The sequence below is a fragment of the Pseudonocardia sp. NPDC049154 genome (genome assembly GCF_040648315.1).
GTDB lineage: Bacteria > Actinomycetota > Actinomycetes > Mycobacteriales > Pseudonocardiaceae > Pseudonocardia.
In genome coordinates this window covers 76812-90718 of record NZ_JBEZDN010000002.1, presented here as the reverse complement: position 1 = coordinate 90718, position 13907 = coordinate 76812, and the positions used below count along the sequence as shown (strand labels likewise).

Sequence of the window (13907 nt, the reverse complement as noted above, 5' to 3'; positions counted from 1 at the left end):
GTCATGGAACCCCGGAAACTCTCCTTCACCAGTCACGGAGTGCGGTGCGCCGCGTGGCACCTCGCCGGTGTGGGCGGTGCGTCGGGCCGCCCGTGTGTCGTCATGGCGCACGGCTTCGGCGGGACGCTCGACACCGGCCTGCTCGCCTTCGCCACACCCTTCACCGAGGCCGGGTGGGACGTGCTGGCCTTCGACTACCGAGGGTTCGGCGCCTCCGACGGCGGTCCCCGCCAGGACGTGTCGGTGCGGCGCCAGCGTGAGGACTATCATGCCGCCGTCGACGCGGCGCGGCACCTGCCCGGCGTCGACCCCGACCGGATCGTGCTCTGGGGCACCTCGTACTCGGCCGGGCACGCAGTGGTCGTCGCCGCCCGGCGTCCGCGGATCGCGGCCGTCGTAGCGATGACACCCGCCTCGGACGGACTGGCGAGCCTCGCCCTGATCGCCCGCCGCCACGGGGTCGGTCAGCTCGCCCGGCTCGCCGCGCACGGCGTGGTCGACACCGCCGCGGCGACCCTCCGCAGGCGCCCGCACACCGTGCCGATCGTCGGCCGACCCGGCACCACAGCCATGATCACCGCGCCGGGAGCCGCGGAGGCCTACACCTCACTCGCCGGACCGACCTGGCGGAACGAGGCCTGCGCGCGGCACGCCCTCGAGGTCGCCCGCAACCGCCCGGTCGTTGCGGCACCCCGCGTCCACTGCCCGGTCCTCGTCCAGGTCGGGACCCGGGACCAGGTCGTACCGGTCGGCGCGGCGCGGCGGATGGTGCGCAGGCTCGGGGACCGAGGATTCATGCACGAGTACCCGGTCGACCACTTCGACGTCTACGACGGGCCCTGGCAGCGCAGGGCCGTCACCGACCAGATCGCCTTCCTGCGCCGGGTGCTGGGCTAGCATGTCGATCCATGGTCGAGTTCGCGGTGCCCCGGGAACGCCCGTGAGCGGGTCGCGGCGGTCCACCGCAGCGGCGCAGAGGCCGGCGGACGTGCCACAGGCACCCGCTCGACCGCACGCCGTGCTCCAGCGCAGAGGCGTCGAGCGCGTCCAGGCGATCCTCGACGCGGCCGAGCATCTCCTCGAGACCGACGGCTACGAGGCGGCCACGCTCAAGGCGATCGGGCAGCGCGCCGGCATCCCGACGGCCTCGGTCTACCACTACTTCGCCGACCGCTTCCAGGTCGACGCCGAACTGATCCGGCGCCACATCGACCACCTCGACCAGCACATCGACACCGGCCTGCACGGGGACCCGCCCGCCTCGCTGCGGGCGGCGGTGGACGCCGTCGTCGATCCGATGGTGGCGTATTTCCGCGCGCACCCCAGTTGCGTCGAGCTGTGGTTCGGCCGCCGCAACCCCACGCTCGACGAGCTCGTCCGCGCCTTCGACGAGTCACTGGCCGAGCGCCTCTGGCGCCTGGCCGTCGACCAGGAGCTCCTGCGCGCGGAAACGCCGCGACTGGTCGTGCAGCTGGCCTTCGAGGCGGGCAGTCGCCTGTTCGACGTCGCCTTCCGCAGCACCCCGACGACCGGGGACGACATGATCCTCGACGAGGCCCGCCGCCTGGTCACCGCCTACCTACAGCTCTACGCGCCCTGAGCTGACGCAGCCGAACCCTTTGACGGGGCCCTCGCACAGCTCACCAACTCGATATCGAATCCAGTTTGAGCTTGAACGGAGTATGTCATGACGGATCTCGACGAGGTGGACGTCGTCGTCGTGGGTGCCGGGCTGTCCGGGCTCACCGCGGCCCACCGGCTCCGGCAGCGCGGGCTGTCGGTGCGGGTCCTCGAGGCAAGCGGGCGGGTCGGCGGCCGGACCCGGGACCTGCACGTCACGGACGGGGTGGTGACCGAGGGCGGCGGGCAATGGATCGGCGCCCGGCACACCAGGATGTTCGCCCTCCTCGACGAGCTCGGGCTGGACACCTTCGCCACCCACACCGCGGGGAAGACCCTCTACCGGCGGCGCGGCCGGTCGCGGACCTTCACCGGCACCATCCTGCCGATGCGCCCCTGGGCGATCGCCGACTTCGCCCGGGCGCAGCTGCGGCTCGAGCGCATGGCGAAGCAGGTCCCGGTCGAGGCGCCGTGGACGGCGGCGAAGGCCGTCGCCTGGGACGGCACCACCTTCGGGCACTGGCTCGACACGCACTGCCACGCCGCCGAGTCCCGGCACATGTTCACCTTCGGGTTCACGCTGATGTTCTGCGAGGACCCGCACCGGACCTCCCTGCTCAAGGTGCTGCACGCGATCGCGACGTCCGGCGGTGTCGACTTCATGCTCAACACCGAGAACGGCGCGCAGGAGACGCGCATCGTGGGCGGCTCGCAGCGCCCCTCGACGGTGCTCGCCGAACGACTCGGCGACCGGGTCCTGCTCGACACACCGGTCACCGGGATCCGGCAGGACTCCGACGGGGCGGTCGTCGACACCGCCCGGGGTGCCGTCCGGTGTGCCCGGGTGGTCGTCGCGATGTCCCCGGCCGACGCCGGGCGCCTCACTTTCCACCCCGGTCTCCCGGTCCGGCGCGCCGCCCTGCAGCGGGTGTGGCACAACGGCACCGAGAGCAAGGTGTTCGCCGTCTACGACCGGCCGTTCTGGCGCGACGAGGGTCTGAACGGCTCGGCTGTGACGGACCTGCCGACCGCGCACTACGTGATCGACAACTCGCCGCCGGACGGGAGCGTCGGGATCCTGCTCACCTTCGTCGGCACCGCGGGCTCCGGTGGCGGGCACGCCTGGCCCGACCCCGTCCTCGACGATCCCGCAGCTCGCCGGGCGGCGGTGCTGGCCGATCTGGCCACACTCTTCGGCTCGCAGGCTTCGCAGCCGACGCAGATCCTGGAACAGCGCTGGGTCGACGAGCCGTGGATCACCGGATGCGTGTCCACCCGGGCGCCGGGCGTGATGACCGCCTACACCGACGCGGTGACGATGCCGGTGGGTCGAATCCACTGGGCGGGCACCGAGGCAGCCCCGAGGTTCGAGGGCTACCTCGAAGGTGCCGTCCGCGCCGCCGAGCGCGCCGTCGACGAGGTCGCGACCGCCGTCCACGAGGGTGGCCGTCAGGAGACGTTGCGACCGACCTGAACCGGCGAGCACGGACCCGTTCTGGAGGACCAGGGTGTCCCGGATCGTGCCGCCCGCTACTCCGGTCACGACACCCAGGGGCTCGACGGCGCCACCCCGAGCCCGGCCGCGGCGTCGTGGGTCATCTCAGCGCGACTCGTCATGGATCGGGTCGCAAGGACGCGCTGCGGGCTTCCCGAGGGGCGACCCACAGTCGGCCACGTGCAGGAGCGGTGCCGAGCCCACGGAGCCGCAGCGGTCGGGCCGTCGACGCCCGGCGCCGCCGGGGGCCCGGTCACCGGATCGGGCGGAAGGGGTGCAGCTCGTACGGCACGTTCCCGGTGACGACAGCGTCGGCGAGCAGGCGTCCGGTGAGCGGGCCGAGCACGATGCCCCACATGCCGTGCCCGCCGGCGGCGAACACCCGCGGCGAGGTCGTCGGACCGACCAGGGGCAGCCCGTCCGGGGTGCACGGGCGGGAGCCGACCCATTCGTCCCGGCGCTCGTCGAGGTCCACCCCGCGCAGAAAAGGCCGCGCGGCGTTCACGATCGCCTGCACGCGCCGCTGGTCGAGGGGCTCGTCGGGGTCGCGGAACTCCATCATGCCGGCGATCCGCAGCCGCTCCCCCAGCGGAGTGCAGGCGACGCGCTGGACCGGCAGGTAGACCGGCCCGTCGGGCAGCTGCTCGGCAGCGACGGTGAAGCTGTAGCCGCGCCCGGCCTGGACGGGCACCCGCACCCCGAACCGGTAACCGAGTTCGGGCAGCCACGCGCCGGTGGCGATCACGGCCGCGTCATAGCGGTGCACCCCTGTGCGGGAGCGCACCCAGACCTGCTGCCCGTCGTCGAACACGTCTGAGACCCGGGTGTTCTCGCTGACGACGGCCCCGCGCGCCCGGACCGCGTCGGCGAGCGCGGCGATATAGCGCGGCGGGTCGATGAACCGCTGGTCGTGCAGCTGCACCGCGGCCGCGACGTGCTCGGTGAGGATCGGGGCGCGCTCGCGTGCCTGCTCCCCGCTCAGGACGTCGAAGCCGACCTTCTGCCCGATCCGTTCCAGCTCACCCAGTTCCTCGATCAGGCGCGCGCGTTCGTCGGCGTGGGAGAAACAGACCAGGAACGGGTCCGCCGGCCGGGTCGGGGCCTCGACCCCGCCGGCGGCGAGCTCGTCGAAGGCGTCGAGGGCCTGGCGGTTGACGCCCCGGTAGGCGGCCATGCCGCGCCGCCATCGGCGCGTGGTGCAGTTGCGGGCGAACCCGGCCAGGAACCGCCACAGGCTCGCCTCCAGGCTGATCGGGACGTAGACCGGCGAGGCGGGATCGAGCGCGGCGCGCATTCCGTAGCGCAGCACGGCCGGTTCGGGCAGCGGGGTGGTCAGCGCGGGCGCGAGCCACCCGGCGTTGCCCCACGAGGAGCCCGCCGCGACCTCGTTCCGCTCGAGGACATCGACGTCGACCCCACGTTGCTGCAGGAACCACGCGGTGGCCAGCCCGACCATCCCGGCGCCGACCACCACGACCCGCCCCGTGCGCCGCGGCGCCGAGGGGAGCTCCTCGACCGTGCATCTCCACCGCCCGTCGGGCTCAGCATGTACGGCCGCGCCCGCCTGCTGCTGATCAGGAGCGAGGGGCTGATCGGTGTCGTTCACCGTGTGCTCCCCTTGTTCTCCTTGGCCTCGACGGGTGGCTCGACGTGCACGGCGCTCACCCAGCCCACGAAGGCGGCCAGGGCCGCGACGAGAAGGGCCGGGCCGGCGAGTCCCAGGACGAGCAGACCGACGACCAGGACGAGCAGGCCGACGACCGGCCGGCTGAAGTGGAACTGGCGAGGGCAGCTGCGGGTACGGCTGCGGACGGGCAGCCGCTGCTGGCCATCCCCCAGCCGGGTGGCGAAGTCGGGGTCGTCGGTGCGGAGCCGGTGTTCGACCTCGTCGAGCACGTGCCGCTCGTGGTTGTTCAACATTGCACTTCTCCTCAACAGTGCTTATTCGTCAGGACCGGAGAGAGGGCTTCGGTCGGTCACCAGTTGGCCGGTGGATCGCTGGCCGGGAAGGACTGCTCGCCCCACTCCTGGACGATGTCTCGGACGCTGTCCTCGGCCTCGTGCGGTTCGGCGGCGATCGCGACGGACATGCCGAGGCCGTGTGTGGTGGCGGCGAGAACCCACGGCGAAGCCGACGCGTGCCCGTAAGCGCGGGTACGCGGCGAACCAGAGGCACGACATTTGTCAGGCACGACAACTCCAAAGATCGGCGTCACCGGATGGTGGCCGGTTCGACCGCCCCGATGGCGGCGGAAGTGGCGCACGACCGATCGTTCGCAGCATTGCGGAAATAGGGATTGTTTCGGACAGGCTATTTGGGCATGGCCCGATGGTCGGGTCGGCGTTTCCCGGCTGTGTAAATACCCGGCTGCGAGTAGGCGCGGACGACGGCGGCGAGTTCAGGTGAGCCCGCCATCGGGCGACCCTCCAGACGTTGCTGCCGCCGCGCCCGCAGGCCGTGCCGGTAGCCCGGCTCGGTGCCGCCCAGCACCCCCTGATCGGCGCCGCGGACCAGAGCCCAGCCCAGACAGCGGATGCTCACACGGCACGATGACCACCGAGCAGCGGGCGCGGGCAGCGCACCGCAGTGCCAGCGGACGCTCGGCGCGCTGCGCGGGGTGTCGGGAGTGACCGAGAACGAGCAGGTCATCAGGGCGGTCGGCCAGCCGTAGCAGCGTCTCGTCAGGGTCTCCCGGCGTGACGACGAGACGGATGTGGACGTCGTCGGCGGATATCGACGCCTGCGCCAGCGCGCGGTGGGCGTCCTGCAGCGCCGGCGGGTCGCAGCGGCCGCCCGCCCCGGCGGCGCGGTCGTCGTGCTCGTCGCGGACGTCGACCGCGTACAGGACCGCGCCGGTGCCGCGGGCCAGCGACATCGCGGTGTCGACGACCCGTGGATGAGCACCCCGCCCGCCCACGCCCACGATCACCCGTGGCCGCACAGCCGACTCCACAGCACGCACCCCTTGGCATGAGATAGCCGTCCAGCAGCCCGGACGGATCGTCGAGGCCCTGGTTGATCAGGACTTGGTGGGCCTGCCGACTGTGGCGCCACACGGAGGAGGTCGGCAGGCCCGACATCCACCATGCCCGCGGGAACCCGGCGGGGGCAGGGCGAGGTCCCGCAACCTCGCAGCGGCTCTCGTTTCCGGCGTCCGGCAATATCGCGTGCCATTCCGGCGGATGTGGTACATGTGTGCGGTGCCGCCCCACGGCCCCGAGAAGATGCGGGGTGCCGACGGCCGGAAACAACTGCGGAAGCGGTCGACGACGCGGTTTCACGATCGCTAGGCTCGGCCACTATTGAGCACGGCCCGACGCGCCCCGGGCCGTGCTCCTTCGCATCTGCAGCCATCGCGCGCCCGCGCTACTCGCGGACCGGGCGGCTTTCACCGACATGTTCCTGTGAGGAGTGACGAAGATGACCGAAACTCAGGTCTGGCTGGCGCAAAGCGCTTATGACCGCCTCACGGCGGAGCTGATGACACTGTTGCGGCAGCGGACCGAGGGACTCAGCGGGCCGGCGGCCGAGCAGTTCATCGGCGACAGCGCCGACCAGAACACCGACCAGCAACTGTTGACCGACCGACGGGAGCGCGACAACCGGATCCGGAAACTGCAGGAACTGCTGCAGAACCCGCTGGTGGGTCAGGATCCTCCGGACGACGGTGTGGCCGAACCCGGGATGGTGCTCACCGTCCGCTACGAGGACGACCAGGAGACCGAGACGTTTCTGCTAGCCCATCACGAAGAGGGCGCGTACCCGGCCGACCTGATGCTCTGCTCGCCCGACTCCCCGCTGGGGCAGGCGTTGCCCGGGAAGAAGCAGGGCCAGAAAGTGCAGTACGTACTCCCGAACGGACAGGTCATGGAGGTCACCCTGTTGCGGGCGGTCCCCTACCGCCCCGAGGGCCTGGCCGCGGCGAGGTAGGCCCGCGCCCAGGTGGGGGCTGCGCGATACCCGTGGCCACGCAAGGCCGTCCGCATCCTGGTTCCGGCGCGAGGCACGCGCCCGCTGAACCTGCCACAGCAATGGCCGATGCTGCCGAGCCCTCCGGGCCGGTCTGCATGCCTTCCGTTGTGCGACGGTTTTTCGGAATGCGTTGATGACCATGCAGGATTCACGCGCGGCAGATACGCGCCCGAGCGGACGAGTGTCCGAGTCTGTCGTGCCGGCGACGAGCCGTCCCGTCATCGCACGGCTCCCTCGCAGCGCACCTGCTCGGGCATGCGGCGAGGGAAACCAGCGAGAGGAACACGTCATGTGGGTCTACCGCGGTAGGTCCGCCCGAAGGGCGATCCAGAGTTGGTGCCGACATCGCCTGGACAACTGGGCGCTGCCGCATCGACGACGGCAGGTCAGCGCTGTGGCCCCGTATGGCCACCGCAGTGCTCATCTGGTCACCGCCGGGGCCCAGCACCGGCAGACCCTCGTCGTGCTGCCCGGCCGGCACGGCAACGCCGCTGTGATGACCCGGCTGCTCGAGCGGCTCGCCACCCGGTACCGGGTGGTCGCGGTCGACCTGCCCGGCGAGGGCGGGCTGGGGGTCGGCGGGCCGCCCGAACACCCATCGGCTGCATGACTACGGCCGGTGGGTCGACGCGCTCCTCGCCCGGCTGGCCCGCGAGGCCCCGGACGGGATGACCGTGCTCGCCCACGGGTTCGGCGCCGCGGTGGCGCTGGCGGCCAGGCCCGCGCCGCACATCAAGGGTCTGGTCCTACTCAGCCCGTACGGCTTCACCCGCCCCGCTGTCCGCATCGGGGTGGTCGCAGCGCTGCTGCGTTGGCGGATCGCCCCACCGCGGCGGCGGATCAGTGCGGCCAGCTCCGCCCGCGCCGGTCGACCAACCGCACCCCATCAGGCAGGCCACCCACCAGGCAGGCCCGCACGGTCGAGGCGACTCCCACGACGACCACCTCGGCGGGAGCGACGAGCTCATGCAGCAGCCGGATCAGCAGGATCAACGGTGCACACATCGCCGCGCCGAGCACCGGCAGCTCGGACAGGTCGACGACCACCGGGCCCCCGGCGTGTCCGCGATCCGCGACCCGCGACTCGAGTTCGCTGCGCACCCGTCCGATCAGCGCCGGAACACTTCGCGGCATCGACCGCGCGTCAGCGGCGGTGATCCTCACCGAAAGCGGGCCGGATTCCGGCCTCGAGCCGACGATCCTGCGCTGCGCCCGGGCACTCGCTGCCGAGCTGACCACCGTCACCGCACGGGTCTGCGGGTCAGGTCTGCAGCGCGAGGCGCGACCAGTGCCGTGGTCGACCACGGGTCCGGCTCCGGACCGGCGCAGCGACGAGGACGGGTGGGCGTCGAGGCCGGAGCCGAGGTCGGGCTCGAGGTCAGTGTCGAGGTAGGTGGGCGCGGACTGCGGCAGTGTCCGGGTCATCCCATCCTCCCGAGCCGGATGGATCTGGTGAACGGTGTGCGCTGTCGTGGTGACGCGTCGTCCGACACGGCACGGCGAGGGCGGTCTGCAGCGGGCTGGCAGGTCGCGAGCACCTCGCCTGCCAGCGTCGCGGCGGCGCGCTGCACGCAGGCCGGCACGGCGGTCTGGTCGTAGACCAGCACAGCGGCAAGGTTTTCCAGCAGCCGCGCGCTCGCAGTCAGGATCCTCGTCGTGGCCTGGCATGGCTGCATCGACCGCATGTGGGTCGCGGCCGCGGCGAGCGGCACCGGATCTGCACAGGATGGATGCACGTGTCTCGAACCCTCCTTCAGCCGGGCAAGGACCCGGCCCGAAACCAGAAATGATCAAGGCACCATCGCGGGCGAGGCCGCGACGACAGGGGCGCCGTTCTCGACGGTGCCCTGTTCACCCGGCCCGGCGCAGGGACGAACCCGAACGAAGTTGGATTGCACTTGATTGCCGTGCTCCGGCAATCTGGACCGGACGCCGCCTCGACCGCAGGTACGGCGGAGGAGAACGACAGCGATGACCCACCCGACCGGACGACCCGGCATCCCACCCGATCCGCAGACCCGAAGCGGCGAGCAGGCCTGGCTGCACCGGGTCGCGCAGGAGGCCAGCCGCGGCGCCGGAGGCGTCCCGGTCGAGCTCCTCGGCGGTTTCCTGTCGGTACTGGTCGAGGCCGCCACCACCGGCCGCCGACCGGACAAGGCCGAGCTCGACGCCGTCGGGCTCAACGGCCGCCGAGCCGCCGAGCTCGGCGTGTCCGCCGGCAACGCCGTCCAGCTGTACCTGTCGGCGGCCTGGCGGCTGTGGCGCGAGCTGCCCGCCGTGGTGACGTTCCCCGACAGCGCCACCACCGCGAATGCCGCCGAGGCCGTCATGCGCGCGGTCGACCGGGCCGTGGCCAGCGTCGCCGAGGGCTACACCCTCGCCCGCCGCGACATGATGCGCAGCGAGGAGACCCTGCGGCGCGAGCTGATCGAAGACCTGCTGCGCGGCGACGCCGACATCGGCGCGTTGGTCGAGCGCGCCGAGCCGTTCGGGCTCGACATGGCCCAACCCCACCAGGTGGCCCTGGCCGCGCCCACCGGCCGGCTCGTCGACGCCGAGGCCGCCCTGAGCAGCCTGGAACGTGCGGTCGTGCAGGGCATCGGGGACCGCGACGTGCTCGTCGCGACCAAGGACGGCAGCATCGTCGTGGTCGCGCCCGCCACCCCGACCGCCCCGGCCGGCCCCACGGCTCCCACGTCGCCCGGTGGGTACCCGCCACCCGCGGAGGACTGGGCGAGCTGATGCACACCGACCTGAGCCGCTTTCCGCGTGGCGGCCCCTGGCGCATCACGGTGGGCCGGCCCTACCCGGGCTCCTACGGCATCGCCCGCTCCTACGAAGAGGCCCGCGAAGCGCTGGGCATGGCGGTGCGCCTGCAGCTGGACATGCCGGTCGTGCGGGCCGAGGACCTGCTGATCTACCGGGTCCTGCTGCGCGACCAGCCCGCCATCACCGACCTCGTGCACGCCGTGGCCAGTCCCCTGGCACGCGCCCGCGGCGGCGCCGGACCGCTGCTGGAGACCCTCGACGCCTACTTCGCCACCGGTTGCGTGGTGACCGAGACCGCACGACGACTGCACCTGTCCGTGCGCGCGGTCACCTACCGGCTGGAGCGCATCGCCGAGCTCACCGGTTACGACCCGACCGACCCCGCACAACGCTTCACCGTGCACGCCGCCGTACTCGGCGCCCGCCTGCTCGGCTGGCCCCAGCGGGACCTCCCCGCACCCGACCCCGGCTGACCCATCCCCTGCCGACCCCCCACAGCTGATTGCCGAGGTCCGGCAGATTCACGGGTGCAGAGTTGGCCGGCCGCCACCCCTGCCGCGGGCCGCGGTCCCCGGCATCGTGGGTGTCGTCCAGGAGGTGCCTGGACCGGGGCATGCGGGTGTCCTCCTCAGTCCCCTGCCGACGCCCGCATGCCCGTCACCCGGCCTCACGCTGCCGCGCGTCGTCGCGCCGATTTGTCGGGTCGATATCGGAAGCGAAGGGATGAAGAAGCAATGACGTCTGCTCGAAAGCGGGTGATCGTCGGCGTGACCGGAACGCTGACCAACCTGCAGGCGCTGCGAGTCGCCGCCGACTCCGCACGCGAGCGCGACGCCGTGCTCTACGCCATCCACGTCTGGGAGACCGGCAACGACCTGGAGTCCATGCGCGCCACCGCGCACAAACCGGGTGTCACCACGCGCCTGCAGCTCATCACGCAGGCCTTCGACGAGGCGATGGGCGGGGCACCGGACGACATCGACCTGCGCACCGTGGTCGTCGAGGGCCGCCCCGGATACCGGCTGCCACGGCTGGCCCACCTCGACACGGACCTGCTCGTCCTCGGGGCCGGGCGCCCCGGCCGCTGGACCATCCCGCCCACCGCGCGCCAGTGCCTGCGCCAGGCCCGATGCCCGATCCTGGTCGTCCCCGCCCCCGAGATGGCCCGGACCACGCCGACGCTCGCCCGGGGCAGACAGGGCACCCGCCAGCTGCAGCGGGTCATCGCGGACTGGGCCCTCACCGACAAGGCGGCCTGACATGGGCGTCGTCGCTGCACTGCTGCGGCTGCGTCTCCCGCGCGACCCGGCCCGCGCTCACGCCGAGACCCTCACGCTGACCGCCGTCGCCACCCACCTACCGGCCGGCCCCGAGCTCACCGTCATACCCGAACTCACCGAACAACAAGGTGGATCACCAGTGCGTCTCTGGACCTACTCGCTGCTGCTGCGCGCCGCGGTCCACGCCGAGCGGCTCGTCCTCATCGCCGACACAGCTGCCGATCGCGCGGTCCGTGCCGAGTACGGCGCGGCGGTCGGGGCGCAGGCGATCCTGTCGCGCACCGCCGAGCAGCTCGCGACCTGCCGCGGTGCCGTGGCCGGTACCCCCGCCCAGCTCGGCAGGCGCTGATGCACCACCCGGCGACCCCACAGGCCCCGAGCGCCGCCACGACGGGCTCTCCGGCGTCGGCCGACCCGAGCCCCGCACCGAGCCGCGGCACGACACGACCGCGCGGGCGGCCGCGTCGCGCTCGCGGGATGGAGACCCTGGACCAGGCGCAGCTCGACCTGCTCAGGCGCAGCCGCGCCCGGGTCGAGAACCGCGCCGAGGAGCTGAACGAGCGCTTCTACGAGGCCCTGTTCGCACACGCCCCCGGGCTGCGCACCCTGTTCCCGCTCGACCCGTACGGCCGTCGAGCACCGCTGGCCGACACGCTGATCTGGCTGGTGCAACGCCTCGATCAGCGCCGCGAACTCACCCGCCGACTCGCCGATCTCGGGCGCGACCACCGCAAACACGGCGTCACCGCCACCCACTACGAGGCCGGCGCGCAGGCGCTGCTCGCCGCTCTCGCACACATCCACGGCCCGGTGTGGACACCCTCGCTCGCTGACGCCTGGGCCGGCGCCTACACCGCCGCCACCCACGAGATGCTCACCGCCGCCGCTGCCGACCGCGGACCGGCGCTGTGGCTGGGCCGTGTCGTCGAACACCACCGACTCGCCGCCGACCTCGCCGGCATCGTGGTGCAGACCCTCGAGCCGCTGCCCCACCACCCCGGCCAGTACATCAGCGTCGAGATCCCCCAGCGACCCGGTCTGTGGCGCTGCCTGTCCCCCATCGAGCCGGCCCGCCCCGACGGGGTCCTGCGCTTCCACGTTCGCGCCCTGCCCGGCGGAGTGGTCAGCCCCGCCCTGGTCGCCCGGACCCGGCCAGGCGACACCTGGCGGATCGGCCCACCGCTCGGACGGCTCCCGGACGCCCTCACCACGACCAGGGATCTACTGCTGCTCGGCCGAGGAACCGGCCTCGGCCCACTCAACGCCCTGATCGCCGCTCTCGACACCCGCGAGGACCCGCCCCGCACACACATCTACGCGGCCGCGCGCAGCAAGAACGAGCTCCACGCCCTGCTCACCAGCGGCCCGCGCCCCCGCCACCGGCCGTGGCTGACCGTCACCCCGGTCGTCGCCTCCACCGGCACCCACCGGCCCAGCTCCCCGGTCGGAGCCGCCCTGCGGGCCCGGACCTGGCAGCAGCACGACATCGTCGTCTGCGGGCCACCCCGCATGCAGGCCACGGCCCTCGACCAGCTCCACACGGCCGGCATACCCGCCGAGCAGCTCCACAGCGACCCCCTGCCGACCTCACTGGCGATCAGACGATGACGCACCCGACCGCCACCACCGACAACGGCTACGCGACCGACCGGAACGTCGGAAAGATCGACCTGCACCTGGTCGCTCAGATCGTCCGACGAGCCGGACTCGACTGCCGGGTCGACACGACCCCCGCAGCGCCGACCTTGCACGCCCGAAAAGCCATGAGCGACCCGGCGTGGACCGTGATCGCGGGGACCTGCAACGACCCGAGCACACCGCTCGCCTTCGTCGGACCCACGGGCTCCACCCGCACCCGCCTGCTGCGCGACCCCGACGAACGTCACCTCGCCGCGCTCATCGTGCTGCAGGCCTTCCGGGACGACCCCCACGAGCTTCTCACCCACGGCGAGGCCACGGCATCCAGCCTCGCGGACAACCTGATCTGGCCCTGACCCCCGGCGGTCCCCACCTGCCGAAGCAGCGGACAGAAGAGCGCCACCATGACACCCATCCGCGGCACGAGCCGTGCTCACGCCGTCGAAGAGCTCCTGCGCGAGCTCTCGAACCTGCTGGTCGCCTGCTACTCGGTACCTGAGACCGAGCAGGAGGCCTCCTGGGCCGAAGACGCTGATCGAACAACCGGCGAGGTCGCCCTCGCTCTCGCCACCGCCCGCCTGGTCCTTCCTGCCGACACAGTGGCCACGCTTCCCCGTACCGGCACCAACGCCGCCTCCGGCTGCGGCGGTGTGCCAAGGGCACGACCCGAAATCAGAACCACGGAGAGCACTCCCCCGCGCTTCTCGCCCGGCCGACGGGTTGTCGCGCCGGCGGCTCCGGGTCAAGGATTGCTCGACACGACCCACCCCCGAGGAAGGCGTGGCGACGATGCCGAGGTACCTGTGGCAGGTGAGCTATTCGCCCGAGGGCGCGCGCGGGGTGCTCGACCAGGGCGGGAGCGCGCGGCGAGCAGCGATCGTCGAGATGGTGGAGAGCGTCGGCGGACGAGTCGAGGCCTGCTATTTCGCGTTCGGACCGCACGATCTGGTCGTCCTGGGCGAGGTACCGGACGACGTCGCTGCGGCGGCACTGAGCCTTCGCACCGCCGCCTCCGGAGCGGCGATCTCCCGGACGACTGTCCTGCTGACACCCGAGCAGCTGGATCAGGCCGCGCAACGGGACGTCCGGTACGAGCCACCGTCGGCCTGAGCGACCGACGAGCGAACGGCTG

General features: G+C 72.4%; 17 protein-coding genes. 12 read left to right on the top strand and 5 right to left on the bottom strand.

The features are described 5' to 3' along the window. The first annotated feature begins 3 nt into the window (after positions 1-3). The 3 genes from AB0B41_RS02215 to AB0B41_RS02205 all read left to right on the top strand — a co-directional run bounded on the left by AB0B41_RS02215 (position 4) and on the right by AB0B41_RS02205 (position 3094). A complete protein-coding gene (locus AB0B41_RS02215; RefSeq protein WP_358197963.1) occupies positions 4-897 on the top strand; it encodes an alpha/beta fold hydrolase in 894 nt (297 codons plus the stop codon). Positions 898-1018: 121 nt separating this feature from the next. After that, positions 1019-1600, top strand: a complete 582-nt coding sequence (locus tag AB0B41_RS02210) for a TetR/AcrR family transcriptional regulator (protein WP_358197961.1) — start codon at positions 1019-1021, stop codon at positions 1598-1600. Positions 1601-1687: 87 nt separating this feature from the next. After that, complete coding sequence (locus AB0B41_RS02205; protein ID WP_358197959.1) at positions 1688-3094, top strand: NAD(P)/FAD-dependent oxidoreductase; 1407 nt, start codon at positions 1688-1690, stop codon at positions 3092-3094. 274 nt (positions 3095-3368) lie between these two features. Here AB0B41_RS02205 and AB0B41_RS02200 read toward each other — a convergent pair whose 3' ends face one another. The 3 genes from AB0B41_RS02200 to AB0B41_RS02190 all read right to left on the bottom strand — a co-directional run bounded on the left by AB0B41_RS02200 (position 3369) and on the right by AB0B41_RS02190 (position 5991). Then, complete coding sequence (locus tag AB0B41_RS02200; protein WP_358198191.1) at positions 3369-4589, bottom strand: FAD-dependent oxidoreductase; 1221 nt, start codon at positions 4587-4589, stop codon at positions 3369-3371. Positions 4590-4717: 128 nt separating this feature from the next. Beyond that, positions 4718-5035, bottom strand: coding sequence for a DUF3040 domain-containing protein (locus AB0B41_RS02195; protein WP_358197957.1), 318 nt, complete (start codon positions 5033-5035; stop codon positions 4718-4720). A gap of 479 nt (positions 5036-5514) precedes the next feature. Beyond that, complete coding sequence (locus AB0B41_RS02190; RefSeq protein ID WP_358197955.1) at positions 5515-5991, bottom strand: universal stress protein; 477 nt, start codon at positions 5989-5991, stop codon at positions 5515-5517. Positions 5992-6536: 545 nt separating this feature from the next. On the opposite strand from AB0B41_RS02190, the gene AB0B41_RS02185 reads away from it, so the two are divergent. Further along, a complete protein-coding gene (locus tag AB0B41_RS02185) occupies positions 6537-7046 on the top strand; it encodes a GreA/GreB family elongation factor (protein WP_358197953.1) in 510 nt (169 codons plus the stop codon). A gap of 436 nt (positions 7047-7482) precedes the next feature. Next, on the top strand, positions 7483-7698 hold the full coding sequence (locus AB0B41_RS02180; protein WP_358197951.1) for a hypothetical protein: 216 nt from the start codon (positions 7483-7485) through the stop codon (positions 7696-7698). Positions 7699-7928: 230 nt separating this feature from the next. Here AB0B41_RS02180 and AB0B41_RS02175 read toward each other — a convergent pair whose 3' ends face one another. Together AB0B41_RS02175 and AB0B41_RS02170 are read right to left on the bottom strand one after the other, a co-directional pair. Next, a complete protein-coding gene (locus tag AB0B41_RS02175) occupies positions 7929-8393 on the bottom strand; it encodes a hypothetical protein (protein ID WP_358197949.1) in 465 nt (154 codons plus the stop codon). A gap of 116 nt (positions 8394-8509) precedes the next feature. After that, positions 8510-8800, bottom strand: a complete 291-nt coding sequence (locus AB0B41_RS02170; RefSeq protein WP_358197947.1) for a hypothetical protein — start codon at positions 8798-8800, stop codon at positions 8510-8512. Between the two features lie 259 nt (positions 8801-9059). Here AB0B41_RS02170 and AB0B41_RS02165 point away from each other — a divergent pair, with 259 nt between their 5' ends. The 7 genes from AB0B41_RS02165 (at position 9060) to AB0B41_RS02135 (ending at position 13885) form a co-directional block, all read left to right on the top strand. Further along, a complete protein-coding gene (locus tag AB0B41_RS02165; RefSeq protein ID WP_358197945.1) occupies positions 9060-9830 on the top strand; it encodes a hypothetical protein in 771 nt (256 codons plus the stop codon). Then, positions 9830-10330, top strand: coding sequence for a helix-turn-helix domain-containing protein (locus tag AB0B41_RS02160; RefSeq protein WP_358197943.1), 501 nt, complete (start codon positions 9830-9832; stop codon positions 10328-10330). The genes AB0B41_RS02165 and AB0B41_RS02160 overlap by 1 nt, the downstream gene beginning before the upstream one ends. 261 nt (positions 10331-10591) lie before the next feature. Next, positions 10592-11116: a universal stress protein gene (locus AB0B41_RS02155; protein ID WP_358197941.1), complete on the top strand. Its 525-nt coding sequence runs from the start codon at positions 10592-10594 to the stop codon at positions 11114-11116. A 1-nt stretch (position 11117) separates the two neighbouring features. Next, positions 11118-11486, top strand: coding sequence for a hypothetical protein (locus AB0B41_RS02150; RefSeq protein WP_358197939.1), 369 nt, complete (start codon positions 11118-11120; stop codon positions 11484-11486). A gap of 128 nt (positions 11487-11614) precedes the next feature. Further along, entirely contained in the window at positions 11615-12745 is a 1131-nt protein-coding gene (locus tag AB0B41_RS02145; protein ID WP_358197937.1) for a globin domain-containing protein, read from the top strand. After that, the gene (locus AB0B41_RS02140; protein WP_358197935.1) at positions 12742-13131 is read left to right on the top strand and encodes a hypothetical protein; all 390 of its coding nucleotides are present in this window, start codon (positions 12742-12744) and stop codon (positions 13129-13131) included. The genes AB0B41_RS02145 and AB0B41_RS02140 overlap by 4 nt, the downstream gene beginning before the upstream one ends. Positions 13132-13564: 433 nt before the next feature. After that, entirely contained in the window at positions 13565-13885 is a 321-nt protein-coding gene (locus AB0B41_RS02135; RefSeq protein ID WP_358198189.1) for a GYD domain-containing protein, read from the top strand. Positions 13886-13907: the final 22 nt, after the last annotated feature.

Excerpts from the sequence above, each read along its gene's own strand:
- AB0B41_RS02215 (WP_358197963.1), top strand. The coding sequence starts at position 4 with ATGGAACCCCGGAAACTCTCCTTCACCAGTCACGGAGTGCGGTGCGCC.
- AB0B41_RS02205 (WP_358197959.1), top strand. The coding sequence starts at position 1,688 with ATGACGGATCTCGACGAGGTGGACGTCGTCGTCGTGGGTGCCGGGCTG.
- AB0B41_RS02195 (WP_358197957.1), bottom strand. The coding sequence starts at position 5,035 with ATGTTGAACAACCACGAGCGGCACGTGCTCGACGAGGTCGAACACCGG.
- AB0B41_RS02190 (WP_358197955.1), bottom strand. The coding sequence starts at position 5,991 with ATGTCGCTGGCCCGCGGCACCGGCGCGGTCCTGTACGCGGTCGACGTC.
- AB0B41_RS02185 (WP_358197953.1), top strand. The coding sequence starts at position 6,537 with ATGACCGAAACTCAGGTCTGGCTGGCGCAAAGCGCTTATGACCGCCTC.
- AB0B41_RS02165 (WP_358197945.1), top strand. The coding sequence starts at position 9,060 with ATGACCCACCCGACCGGACGACCCGGCATCCCACCCGATCCGCAGACC.
- AB0B41_RS02160 (WP_358197943.1), top strand. The coding sequence starts at position 9,830 with ATGCACACCGACCTGAGCCGCTTTCCGCGTGGCGGCCCCTGGCGCATC.
- AB0B41_RS02155 (WP_358197941.1), top strand. The coding sequence starts at position 10,592 with ATGACGTCTGCTCGAAAGCGGGTGATCGTCGGCGTGACCGGAACGCTG.
- AB0B41_RS02150 (WP_358197939.1), top strand. The coding sequence starts at position 11,118 with ATGGGCGTCGTCGCTGCACTGCTGCGGCTGCGTCTCCCGCGCGACCCG.
- AB0B41_RS02145 (WP_358197937.1), top strand. The coding sequence starts at position 11,615 with ATGGAGACCCTGGACCAGGCGCAGCTCGACCTGCTCAGGCGCAGCCGC.
- AB0B41_RS02140 (WP_358197935.1), top strand. The coding sequence starts at position 12,742 with ATGACGCACCCGACCGCCACCACCGACAACGGCTACGCGACCGACCGG.
- AB0B41_RS02135 (WP_358198189.1), top strand. The coding sequence starts at position 13,565 with ATGCCGAGGTACCTGTGGCAGGTGAGCTATTCGCCCGAGGGCGCGCGC.